The organism is Rheinheimera sp. (assembly GCF_036782235.1).
GTDB lineage: Bacteria > Pseudomonadota > Gammaproteobacteria > Enterobacterales > Alteromonadaceae > Pararheinheimera.
Window position 1 is genome coordinate 134,200 of record NZ_DAIPZL010000007.1, and the last position, 11,871, is coordinate 146,070.

An 11,871-nucleotide genomic window follows, 5' to 3' on the forward strand; every position below is an offset into this window, starting at 1 on the left:
TGAAACAAAAGTGTATAGTTTGGGCTGCCTGCAATTTAACCAGTGTATAACTCACGAAATAGATTTAATAGTTGAGTATTTGTCAGAAGCTTGGCCTTATACAATTGGAAAATTTCGGTTTGTTAAAACTGAAAATACACAAAAGCCGGTGTGCCGGTGACCAAACTATATAAAATACCCAGTAATGCTGCAAAGGCGCCGGATTGCAACCACAGGGGTTTTTTAGCACACCAATTGATAGCTTTTATGCTCAGTGCCGGTTTTACGTAATGCAATTGCACGGCTACTGCCAATATCACTAATGGCCATAAACTTATTGTTGTTGATGGCATGTTCAGATTTTGACTTACCGCAGTCAGATAAAGCCAGGCTGCCGATAAATCTTCGGCACGAAACAAAATTCTGGACAAAGCAACAAACTGAAACACAAGGAAAATTCTGCACAGATAACCAAAACCGTGCTCTGCGAGTGGCGGTAGGCCAAGTAACTTTCGTCTGTTCCGAAAGTATCTTTCGATACAAACAACACTGCCATGAAGAAAACCATACAAAATGAAATTCCAGCCGGCACCGTGCCATAGTCCAATCAGGACAAAAGTGATCATTAAATTCAGGTAAACATAACCATACTGTGAGCCTCCCAGAGAAAAATACAGATAATCGCGGAAAAAACCTGACATCGACATATGCCAGCGCTGCCAGAAATTTGACACGCTGTCGGCTTTATAAGGCTGGTTAAAGTTCTCCGGCAATCTGAAACCAAGCAGTTGTGCCAGCCCCCGCGCGATATCGGTATAAGCGGATAAATCCATATAGATCTGCAAGCTGTAGGCATAAACAGCCAGAAGCAGAAAGCCTGAGCTGTATGCGGATGGGTTATCAAAAGCAGGATTGACCAGATGCAATGCTAACTGATCCGCAAAAATGATTTTTTTAATCAGACCACGACAAACCAATACCAGACCTTGCTCGGCGGGTTCCTGATATTGCTTTCTGCTGTCGCTGATCTGCGGTAACAGCATACTGGCTCTGGTAATTGGGCCAGACAATAATGTTGGGAAAAAAGAGACAAAAAGAGCGAAGTTGTTGAACGATTTGCACTCTGTGATTTTTCCGCGATAACAATCAATGCTGTAAGAGAGACTTTGAAAGGTAAAAAAGGAAATACCGATAGGAAGCAGCAAATCCATGAGTGGTAAGTCGGCTTGGATACCTAGTACCGACATAAATTGTGCAAGGGAAACGATAAAAAAATCGAGATATTTAAAGGTTGCCAATACAGCAAGATTGACTATGACAGTGGCAAAAAGTGCAAAACGACGAACACGAAGCTGGCTTGCCCGGCATATGAATCGGCCAGCATAAAAGTTGCTCAGTGTGGCAAGCATTAACAATGCCGCGAATCGCCAGTCCCAACTCATGTAAAAATAATAACTGGCAAACAAAAGCAGCAGATTTCGCCATTGATGGCGATGACGCAGCAGATAACCAGCCCAAAGTAACAGCAAAAAAAAGACTACAAAATGAAATGACTGGAAGATCATTGTGTGGCCACTCCAAACATCTTATTGCGGATAATGATTTCGCTGAGTTTTTCAGCAAGCAGCAGTTCACCTTTGTAGTTGAAGTGGGTTGCGTCAACAAAGTACGCTCTGCCACCGGGCAATATTTGTTCCACGTCGAGCACGGGAAAATTAAATTCTTTGGCGATCTGTTTAATTCTCAGATTATGCGCTTCATACAGACGGTGCAAATCGGCTAATTCGAAACAAGCATTGTAAAAGCGGGCAGTTTCAGAAAGTTTCATTTGCTCTGCAACTGGTTGTTCCTGGCGATAAGCCTTGGTGTTGGTTAGAACCAACACTTGTTTTTGCTGCAGTTTGGCACTTGTTAATAAAGCCCGGAATGACTGCTCAAAAGCGGAAAAGTCCAGATTGTCAGGATCGATTTTTTGACCAGTGCTGGCTTTAGGGCGTAAGTGCACGGTGTTTTTAAGAATTAACTCTGGGGTCAGTAACCATGAGGGCATTTTTAAGTGGGGCAGCTGTGCCGTTAAGGTACTCTTTTTACTGTTATTTTGTTTGCAATAACCTGCAAAATCATTATTGCCGGTGTATAGCAAGTATCCATCCGGCTTGTAGTGCCGACCAACATAATCGAGCATCAGCTTTTGTTGTCTCAGCGAATAGCCGGGGATGCCCGCATTAATGACTTCTACCTTCTTGTTCAAAGATTGTTTTTGCAGCAATTTTTCCAGCAAGGCTGACCCGGTTTGTTGATTATTTATGGCGTAAGCGCCCATCACAGTTGAGGCACCTATATAAACCAACCGGATAGTGTCAGCAGGTTTGGGGTGCGAAACCGGCGCGTTTCGGAGACCTTCGGCGTTACTGATAACTTCTGATTCTTTGCCTTTAAAGTGGCTGTTTGGGCGTAGAGTTAATAAACCAGATACCGGATGTGTGATATATCGAGTTTCATTGGTGAATAAGTTCAGGACACTCTGGCCAAACTTTAAATGCGAGCGCACCTGCAGTGCGATCTCCGTGAGTAACAACAGAACAACAGTGACGGAAATAATCTGCAGGCTACGTTGAAGTGATAAATGGTTTGATGTTGGAACTACCTCTATGTTGGTTTTTTCCATGGCTCAATGACCTGTTATCAGATTGTTTAAACTTTTTTAGTTAATACTCTTTGATAAAGGAAACCGAATTGGCTACAGGCTAAATACAGCATCGATTTCAGACAATAATTTGGATGTTTTACGCTGTTGATAAACGACAGCCTTGCTTTATCGCGGTGTCCAGCCCAGAAACTTTGATAACCATAGACAAAATGCCGCTGAGCCACATACTGTCGATATATACTTTCAGGTAAACAGCTGCCATCCGGACTACACAACCCATATTTTTCAACAGCAGACTCTAGCACTAGTAAACTATAGTTTTTGTCATGCACCTTGCGGGTGACACTTTGCAAGTTGGCGCGATAAAGTGCATATACTTGTTTGAGTTTGGCAATCTTCCCTATTCTTGACAATCGCAGCCAATAATCGTGATCTTCGCCTACCCGCAAGGTTTCATTAAAAAAGCCCGCTTGATCAACAACTTCCTTCTTAATGACCAGGCTTATGGTGTGGATTACTGAATCTTCCAATAAGGGCAAATACAGCCAACCTGATTTATCCTGTTGTAATTCCAGACTTTGGCCGGTCTGTTCACAGGGAATAAACTGGTCTGTACTGCGGCCATCCCAGACTGACCAGCTGCAATAACAGGCAATATAATCGGGGTATTGTGCTAAAAACGCCAACTGAGCACTGAGTTTGCCTGGAAGCCACAAATCATCGCTATCTAAAAAAGCAATATAATCGCCGGTCGCATGACGTATGCCATTATTGCGGGCAGCTGCAGGTCCTTGATTGGGCTGACTGACAACTTTGATCTGCTCGCCGTAGCCTGCAAGTACTTCCAGACTGTTATCCCTGGAGCCGTCATCTACCACAATCAGCTCAATATTGGGGTAGTCCTGTTGTAACACACTGTCTACGGCCTGACGTACATAAGCCGCATTGTTATAACACGGCATCACAACGCTGACTTTAGGGGGGGGAGTATTAGCCTGCATAGCGGCCTCTGAGTTCTGCAGCTTTTTGTAATAGCCTCTCCGTATTGTGTATTAACCTGTCATCTTCACTTAAAAACATCTGTTGTTTTGCGCTGAGTTGCTGCAGAGCCACAATGCAACCCTCAACCCTTTGTTGGCTTGAGCGGGCAATGGGCGCTTCCTGCCAGTGCTGTTGCCAGAGTGGTGTGTTGTGCAACAGACGTTTGATTTTGTGTTTCACGGTATCTTTCAGGCCAAAGAGCTCGTCCCCACGGTATACGGCGGGTAAATGATTAAACTCAGCTTTGACACCGACCGAATCTAACCAGTCTTGCCACTTAAATTCGGAAATATGTGGGTAAGCTTTAGCCGGAGTCCAGGGGACACGGAAGGCATCGGCCAGTATGGCGCCATGCATCGCTTCAGTAATCAGATGTTTGCTTTGCTTGATTTCGGCAAAGACCTGTAAAAATGACTGTCTGGGATCAATAAAATGCACTCCGGCCTGTGCGCAAATATATTGCCAATCGCCCAAATGTGCGCTGTGGCAGTGCGGCATATAAGAAGTTTGGTAACGTTTTTCCAGAGACTCATTAAAAAACAACGGTGTCAACATTGCCGCATCAGTAATGGCGGTCTCGGGGGGCAAGCCTAGCGCTTTTGCGGTGCGTGGACCTCTCACACAACTGAATGTCCAGTTTTGATTGATGGCAGGAAGTTCCCCATAACCATGGCCGGATCCAAACACAGTTACTTTATTAGCTTTGGGAATACGGTGATTTAATAAAGTACCCACACCAACCAGCAACTCTTGCTCATTATCATCAAGTAAGTCTGGAAATAATTGACCAAATAACCAGGGATTTAAATCATCACCAAAGTTACCTTTTGGGTCTTTAAAGTAATAAAGTTTCATAGATATCCATAAATCAAAGTCTGAACTTTGATGCTTCCAGCAGTTGAGGGCGGTTAAGTAACCAGGATAATAAAAGGTAAATCAGTGCACCAGCAACGGATTTTAACAACAGCAACACCAGATGATGCAAGTGTTCAGGTAACAGATACGCAAGCGAATGAACTGTAGCTAATGTCAGGCCTGCCAGCATCGCTGGGCGTAGCACACAACCGGCCAACAGGCCAAAAGGGATATTGGCTTTGCGGGTTGATAGGGTTAATGCAAAGGCCAATATCAGAGGTGTTGCCGCAACCCAGGCTAACGCCAGAGCAGTCAAGCCATAAGGTGCCACTATATAAAATATCGTCCCCACAACCAGACAAGAAAATGTTACATGCTGTAAGCCAGTTTGCGGGTGGCCAAGTGCTTTAAGAAGGGGCGAGAAGAGATTACTGACAATACGAAAAGGCACCGTTAGCAGAATGATCTGCAATGCAGCAACGGCTGGCAACCAGGAAGTACCGAGCAACAGATAAACCAGCTCCGGAGCAACTGCACTAAAACCAAAAAATAATGGAAACATGGCAAAACTAATCATGCGCAAGATGTAACTAAAAATTCGCTGACATTCGCTGGGATTATGTTTGATGTTGGCGTACATGGGGTAAGCAACTTCGTTCACCAGTGGCATAATTTTCACCATTGGTAATAATGCAAGATGCATAGCCAAAGCGTAATAACCGAGGGTTTGGCTATCGATCTGATTGCCAATAACCAGAATATCAATTTTCATAAACAAGCCAAACAGCAAGCTCGTTGCAGCCACAGTTATGCCAAATTTAAAGGGTGACCACATACCGGCCAGGTCAAAAGCTGGCAGATATAGTTTTCTGAGTATCAGGTTATATCCAACAGTTCTGAGCAAAGTGTTGAGTAAACTGGCGATGATAAGCGACCAGAATCCAAATCCAAGATATGCTAAAGCAAGAGATAAAAATGCAGTAGTTACAGCTGCAAAAAGGTCAATTTTCCCCCGGGATTTAAAGTCCATATTCCTGGCAAGAATACTGGATGATAAAACAAGCCAGGGGCTGAACATAAATACCAACGCACTAAAACGAAGCACCAGCGTAAGTTCAGGTTGCTTATAATACGCAGCAAAGTAGGGTGCCAACACCAACAACATCACACACATAACGCCAGTTAACAGCAGCAATAAACTTAATACTTTTCGGTTAAATTGTTCATCTGCTTCGGTACGTTGAATAACAACATCTCCTAATCCCGCCGAGCAAAATAGCATCATCAACATAAAAATGATTTCAGTTAATGCAACAATGCCGTAGTCAACCGGGGACAGGTAGCGGATCACTATTAATGAAATAAGCCAGGTAGTGATCTGTGACATGCCGCGAAGGTACAAAGTCCATTTAAAAGCGTCCCTCGCTCTATTTAATGCAGATGTCATGATTTGGGTCTCATTATCAAGCTCGCAACAATATCACAGTGAGTGGCCTTGTTTTGCCAGCATGTTTTTTAACCCCGGCAGCGGGTAGCCGTTTGCGTATGCGATTCTTGCATGGCGCTTTGCATTTTCAAAATCTCTGACTTTTAAATAATAGATCCCAAGAAAATAGTTCAAATCTGCTGACTTACGTTTAAATGATTCTGGGGCCGAATTGAGAATCACAATGGCTTCTGGTGTTTTACCTTGTTTATCTACTTGCCGGGCAGATTCGATATAAGCAGGTAGGTAGTTAGGCGCTTCCTGAATTAAATTGCGCAACAATACAGCGCTTTTTTCGTGCTCATTTACAGAAAATAATGCTCTGGCCATGTTGAGCTGTACTTCACCAAAGTATTGGCTGTCGGGTTTGATATTCCGTGAAGTAAATGCGATCTCAGCGAGTGCTCTTTTATAATTCGATTGCTGGACATTTTTGTCAGCAGTTTGTTGTGCTCTTTTTAAATGGACCAAACCAGCACAGTAGTGCCAGGCTCCACCGGCTTGATCCGCAACTTTGTTTGCTTGTTTTAATTCACTCTCTGAAAACCTGGCAGCATAGCCCAAACGCCTGCCTATACTGGTGCTGGCGTAAAACAACTGACAATGCCGTTGTAGCTGAGAGAATTCTTTTTCATCAATAACCACACCAAATGCTGCAGTTTTAAACGAAATGCATAATAAAAATAATACCAGTGTGGATCCTGTGAGTCGTTTTATAACCATAGTTAAGTCCACTGCATATATGTTGTTTGTCATACTGAACCTGCAATCTGACGGGTATTTACATAAGAAGGGTTGTTTGTATTTTGTTTACTTATTTCACGAAGAATAAAATTACAAACAACAACCAGTCCAATTACTGCATATATTAAGTCGAAATAAGCAAGGCTAACATTCATGCCGGTGATGCAGTAACCGACAATAGAAACGTTTAGTGCTGAGCAAAAATTTTCTAACCAAGGTAACTGGTGTATTCTTGCTTTTCTCTGGTTAGCACGATTTGCCAGAAAACATTTAGCGAGAATAATTAAAAATAATAATAATCCGACAAAACCGTGGTCGCCCAGCACTTGCATATAGATATTGTGTGCAGCTTTAGGGGCTAAGTTAACGGGGATTTCGGGAGTTTCAATAGGCCCAAACCCTGGTGTATAAGGCGCATAATATCGCCACAACATCGGATCGGTGACAGCCTTGTAGCCCGCACCTGTTAATGGATCATCCAACGCAATCAGGGCGGAGATTTTCCAGGCCCAGAGCCTGCCAATAAAAGAACTGTCTTCGGTAGCGGCTGTACTTACTGTGGATTGTCGTTCACGCCATTCTTCCGGTGTTTGATGATATAAAAGGGGGAGCAGGGTGAATGCCAACAATGCCCAAATGAGTTTTTTGTCACTTTTTAACCAGGCTGCAATTGCAATAATACTTAGACCAATAAAGCCGCCTCGTGAATAAGTGCCAATAACAGCGACGATATTTAATATGGCAAGAAACCATAATCCTTTTTTCACTAATTTGTTTTCTGTGACAGAAATCAGAAAAAATACCAGTGGCAAAGACATATTGATGGCAACGGCTAGATCGTTACGGTCAATTATAATACCGGCTCGCCCAACAATTTGGTGGCCTCCGCCAGACAATAGAAATTTTACAGCCTCCATACCAGCGTAAGAGGATATGGATAAGACAATACACCAGACAAAAGTGATGATTTGGTGTTTAGTACGTAAAATTAAAGCTGTAAAAATAAACAACAATGCCGTTTTGACATGCTCGATATAATCTTGTGTTACATTTTCTGAATTAATAGTGTCCTGTGCCAAAGTTGATATAAGACACTGTATAAGGAAAAGGATAATAAAAAAACCAATGCTGCCTATCGATAATTTTTTATCTTTAAATGCAAAAAGATAGGAGATAAAAGTGACGATAACTATCGTAAAATTCATCCGCAGGCTGGTGGAGAAACCAAAAGCCCATTTGGTGGGGGCTGTTAAGGCTATCCAGATCCAGGCGGAAACACCGAGATAAGGTTTTTTAAACGAATAATAAATGGCCATAAAAAAGAAGGCGACCAGCAGAATGTCACGCATTAGTTGTCATCCTTATTGGCTGACCAGCGAAACAGATAGATCACCGCGACAACAACGGCAAGCAAATAAAGCTGGTCTATCATAATGCCGTTACCTTACTTATAACATACCGGTACTTGCCTGATTTTTCGGGGGCTATTTCGGACACATATTGAATTTTAATCTCAACGTCCTGGCCCAAACGCTGTTTTAACTGCCGGATAATCGATTGTTCGGTTGTTTCCTGAAGCTGGTGATTGGCAGTAACGATTTGTACTTCAGTATATTGCAGGCTGTGCTGAACGATTTTAAATCCGTCGATTTCTGCGATGTCACGCAGGATATAAATCAATGCAAGGCCGTGCATCATAGTGCCGTCAGCTGCCACTACAAAATCGGTGGTTCGGCCTTCGAGTTGTTCCAGTAAAGGCAAACCGCGGCCACAACTGCAACTTTGGGTGGATAAAGCCGCAATATCGCCGGTGCGGTAGCGCACAAAAGGGAACTCGGAGGTGGCGAGGTGAGTGACCACAATTTCCCCCTGAACACCTTTTTCGACCGGTTTGCCTTCGCGGTCAACAATTTCAACCACTATTTCTTCCGCGCTGATATGCATGCCGCCTGCGGGGCATTGGTGGGCAATAAAACCGGCATCGCGGCCGCCATAACCATTGGCAACGGGGGCATTAAATACCTGCTCAATCAGTTCACGCTGGTAGGGGTAAAGGCGTTCTGATGTAACAAACACAACCTGAATGCCAAGACCGGTTAAATCAATCTGATGTTTAACGGCGCTTTGTGCAATCAGGTGAAACACTGAAGGGTAACCAAACAACATTGTTGGTTTGGTGTCTTGTATTTGTTTAATAAAATCAAGGAGCTTTGCTTCGGTTAAATCAAAGGCCGGAATAAGGGTGGAGCGAAATAGTTTATCGCGCCAGATTTTAATCTTGTCTTGTTTGGTGAGTTCAATAGGGGAGCCCCAGGCCACAATTTCTTTATCACCGATATCTACATTCCACCAGCGGGTGGCGCGCCATTTTGCCGCCACATCATGAGAAACACGCTCGTTCCCCAGCAAAAATACCAATGGCTGGCCGCTGGAGCCGCCGGTATTAAAGCGTTTCAGCGGGCCGGCATTGTCGGCTTTAAAGTGTTCAAAATGGTTGCGGATCACATCTTTGGTTAAAAATGGCAGTTTAGTTAAGTCAGCAGCAGTGCAGATATCATCCGGTGTTAACGAAAGTTTTTTAAACAGTTCGCGATAATAGGGCACATGCTTGTAAATGCTTTGAATAAACGCCTGTAGTCTTTGTGACTGAATGCTGGCAATGTCACTGCTGCTTTGCCACTGGCTTTGTTCAAGGCGCTTAAACTCTTTCACGGTGTGGTGATTTTTCAACCACTCGTGAAGGGGAAACAATAGCCCGGCTACCAGCTTTGTATATAAAGAAGTGCTCATTGTGAACCTGCCTGATTGCGGGAGCTGATTGCTGTCTGGTATGTATGAAACAGGGCCTGGCTGACACTTGACCAGGCAAAACGGGCAGTTTTTGCCAGGCCATTTTCTATCAACTGTTGACGCAGCCTGTTGTTGGTTAAGATTTCGACGGCGTGCTGGCTGAAAAGTGCCGCATCACCGGGTGGCAATAGCACAGCATCCACACCGTCAGAGACTAAATCCGGAATACCACCCACATTGCTTGTTAATACCGGTATGCCACAAGCCAGCGCTTCAATCACAGAATTAGGGCTGTTATCCACCAAACTCGTATTAAGCATTAAATCTGCACTGCGATAAAGCTCAGCCATCTGGTCGGCATGGAGCCGGCCGAGAAAATGCACTGAATCGCTGATTTTTAATTCCTGGCAAAGTGCTCTGAGTGCATGTTCTTCCGGGCCAGAACCTGCCACCGACAATGTTGCCTGAGGGAAGCTGGTTTTGAGCAGGGCAAAAGCACGAACTGCGGTGGCAATGTCGTAAATAGCTTCAAGATTGCGCGTCACAATAAGATGAGGTTTTGCCGGGATCACTGTGAGTTTGGCATTTAAATCAGCGGCCGGATAAAAGCGTTTTTGTTCCAGCACATTGGGTATCACAACTGCATCAGTGGCAAATTCAGCAAACACACGGCGTAAATAGGCCGAAGGCACCACTACAGCACTACAACGGCGCACCGAGGGGCCAACCACAGACCAGGCCCCTTCGAAAAACTGTTTGGCATGGCCACCACGATAATTCATCACCATAGGTTTTTTGCGCCAATGGGCAATCCAGATAGCGGGCGCTGCAAATAAATGCCAGGACCAGCCGGAATTGGCCATTAAATGACAAACATCAGTTTGGCCTATGGCCCGGTATAAATGCAGCAGATAAGGCAATAAACGAAACAAGGCCCGAAGTCCCGGTATTTTTCCGATAAAAGACGGTTGATAAGGCGCGTTGACAGCCACCATGCTGACAATGGCGCCTTCCTGCTCCAGTAATAATTTCAGCTGACGTGTTTGATTGGCCATGCCACCGGCTGGCGGTGGAATAGGGCCAATTAAACAAATCCGCAGGCCGGCGAGCTCATTTTGCATGGCAAAGCCTTTGATAAATGGCCTGATAAGGGCCGCAGGATTGTTGCCAGTTCCTTACATTCTCTACAAAGTTGCGGCCATTTTGTCGGATTTGTGGCCATTGCTCCGTAGCATTTAATAATTCAACAGCAGTAGTGCTTAATGCGTTCACATCATCACTTTGAAATAACCAACCGGTTTTACCATGCTCAATCAGCTCGTGATGACCACCCACATTAGATGCCAGCAGCACCTTGCCCTGAGCCATTGCTTCCAGCGGCTTTAACGGCGTGACAAGTTCAGTCAGGCGCATTGATTTACGCGGATACACCAGTAAATCGACCAGACTGTAATAGCTGTTCACCACACTGTGTGGCACCCGGCCCGGCATGATCACATGCCGCTCCAGCCCCAGTTCGCGAATTTGTTGCTCGAGCGCTTGTTGCTGCGGGCCACCACCCACCAGTAATAACACGGCGTCCGGCACCTGCTTTAAAATGGCCGGCATAGCCGCTACCAATAAATCCAGCCCTTCATAAGCATAAAAAGACCCGAGAAAACCCAGTACCTTTTTACCTTGCAGGCCAAGTTTTTCTGCCAGCTGCTGGTCTTTCTGGTTAATCAACTGAAACTGTTCGACATTAACTGCATTAGGGATAGGCGTAATTTTATCGGCTGCTATGCCACGCGCGACCATATCTTTGCGTAAACCTTCACAAATGGTGGTGACAGCATCGGCACCTTTGAGCACATATGTTTCCATGGCTTTGGTCAGGCGATAGCGTAAATCGCCTTCTCTACAGCTGCCGTGATCAACTGCAGCATCTTCCCAAAAAGCCCTTACCTCATACACTACCGGAATACCGGCCGCTTTACCGGCAAGCAGGGCTGCCATGCCGTTCAGTGCAGGGGAGTGCGCATGAATCAGATCAGGTTTTTCCAGTGCAATCACCTCCAGCAAACGTTTTTTCATCGCCGGAATAAAGGCCAGCTGGTTAATCACCGGCAATCTGGCCCACCAGCTTTGTGGTGCCTGAGTGCGGTAGAAAGTTAAAGCATCCACTGTTTCTATCGGTTGTTGGCATTCACCTTGTTTGGGGCTGGTGACATGACAAGTCTGAAAACCCATATTGGCTTGTTGCTGCAAAATAGCGCGAGAGCGGAAGGTATAACCACTGTGCAGCGGAATTGAATGGTCGAATAAGTGCAGAATTTTCATATAGATA

Annotated in this window: 10 protein-coding genes; all 10 read right to left on the reverse strand. The window is 44.8% G+C overall.

The annotated features are described in order from the left end of the window. Nucleotides 1-122 precede the first annotated feature (122 nt). Entirely contained in the window at nucleotides 123-1,544 is a 1,422-nt protein-coding gene (locus tag V7P87_RS10150) for an MBOAT family O-acyltransferase (RefSeq protein WP_333797325.1), read from the reverse strand. After that, complete coding sequence (locus tag V7P87_RS10155) at nucleotides 1,541-2,647, reverse strand: SGNH/GDSL hydrolase family protein (protein ID WP_333797326.1); 1,107 nt, start codon at nucleotides 2,645-2,647, stop codon at nucleotides 1,541-1,543. The genes V7P87_RS10150 and V7P87_RS10155 overlap by 4 nt, the downstream gene beginning before the upstream one ends. Before the next feature lie 26 nt (nucleotides 2,648-2,673). Continuing rightward, a complete protein-coding gene (locus tag V7P87_RS10160) occupies nucleotides 2,674-3,630 on the reverse strand; it encodes a glycosyltransferase family 2 protein (protein ID WP_333797327.1) in 957 nt (318 codons plus the stop codon). Further along, complete coding sequence (locus tag V7P87_RS10165) at nucleotides 3,620-4,525, reverse strand: polysaccharide pyruvyl transferase family protein (RefSeq protein WP_333797328.1); 906 nt, start codon at nucleotides 4,523-4,525, stop codon at nucleotides 3,620-3,622. The genes V7P87_RS10160 and V7P87_RS10165 overlap by 11 nt, the downstream gene beginning before the upstream one ends. 13 nt (nucleotides 4,526-4,538) lie before the next feature. Continuing rightward, the gene (locus V7P87_RS10170) at nucleotides 4,539-5,972 is read right to left on the reverse strand and encodes a lipopolysaccharide biosynthesis protein (protein ID WP_333797329.1); all 1,434 of its coding nucleotides are present in this window, start codon (nucleotides 5,970-5,972) and stop codon (nucleotides 4,539-4,541) included. Between the two features lie 33 nt (nucleotides 5,973-6,005). Then, nucleotides 6,006-6,767, reverse strand: coding sequence for a hypothetical protein (locus V7P87_RS10175; RefSeq protein ID WP_333797330.1), 762 nt, complete (start codon nucleotides 6,765-6,767; stop codon nucleotides 6,006-6,008). Continuing rightward, nucleotides 6,764-8,104, reverse strand: a complete 1,341-nt coding sequence (locus tag V7P87_RS10180; RefSeq protein WP_333797331.1) for a putative O-glycosylation ligase, exosortase A system-associated — start codon at nucleotides 8,102-8,104, stop codon at nucleotides 6,764-6,766. Before V7P87_RS10180 ends, V7P87_RS10175 begins: the two co-directional genes overlap by 4 nt. Before the next feature lie 79 nt (nucleotides 8,105-8,183). Next, nucleotides 8,184-9,467 carry a phenylacetate--CoA ligase family protein gene (locus tag V7P87_RS10185; protein ID WP_333797332.1) on the reverse strand — a complete coding sequence of 428 codons (1,284 nt, stop codon included), beginning with the start codon at nucleotides 9,465-9,467 and terminating at the stop codon, nucleotides 8,184-8,186. A 74-nt stretch (nucleotides 9,468-9,541) separates the two neighbouring features. Further along, the gene (locus V7P87_RS10190; RefSeq protein WP_333797333.1) at nucleotides 9,542-10,666 is read right to left on the reverse strand and encodes a glycosyltransferase family 4 protein; all 1,125 of its coding nucleotides are present in this window, start codon (nucleotides 10,664-10,666) and stop codon (nucleotides 9,542-9,544) included. Next, nucleotides 10,656-11,864, reverse strand: a complete 1,209-nt coding sequence (locus tag V7P87_RS10195; RefSeq protein WP_333797334.1) for a TIGR04063 family PEP-CTERM/XrtA system glycosyltransferase — start codon at nucleotides 11,862-11,864, stop codon at nucleotides 10,656-10,658. Before V7P87_RS10195 ends, V7P87_RS10190 begins: the two co-directional genes overlap by 11 nt. Nucleotides 11,865-11,871: the final 7 nt, after the last annotated feature.

Coding starts and splice junctions, on each gene's coding strand:
- V7P87_RS10150 (WP_333797325.1), bottom strand. CDS start 1,544: ATGATCTTCCAGTCATTTCATTTTGTAGTCTTTTTTTTGCTGTTACTT.
- V7P87_RS10165 (WP_333797328.1), bottom strand. CDS start 4,525: ATGAAACTTTATTACTTTAAAGACCCAAAAGGTAACTTTGGTGATGAT.
- V7P87_RS10175 (WP_333797330.1), bottom strand. CDS start 6,767: ATGACAAACAACATATATGCAGTGGACTTAACTATGGTTATAAAACGA.
- V7P87_RS10155 (WP_333797326.1), bottom strand. CDS start 2,647: ATGGAAAAAACCAACATAGAGGTAGTTCCAACATCAAACCATTTATCA.
- V7P87_RS10170 (WP_333797329.1), bottom strand. CDS start 5,972: ATGACATCTGCATTAAATAGAGCGAGGGACGCTTTTAAATGGACTTTG.
- V7P87_RS10190 (WP_333797333.1), bottom strand. CDS start 10,666: ATGCAAAATGAGCTCGCCGGCCTGCGGATTTGTTTAATTGGCCCTATT.
- V7P87_RS10160 (WP_333797327.1), bottom strand. CDS start 3,630: ATGCAGGCTAATACTCCCCCCCCTAAAGTCAGCGTTGTGATGCCGTGT.
- V7P87_RS10195 (WP_333797334.1), bottom strand. CDS start 11,864: ATGAAAATTCTGCACTTATTCGACCATTCAATTCCGCTGCACAGTGGT.
- V7P87_RS10180 (WP_333797331.1), bottom strand. CDS start 8,104: ATGCGTGACATTCTGCTGGTCGCCTTCTTTTTTATGGCCATTTATTAT.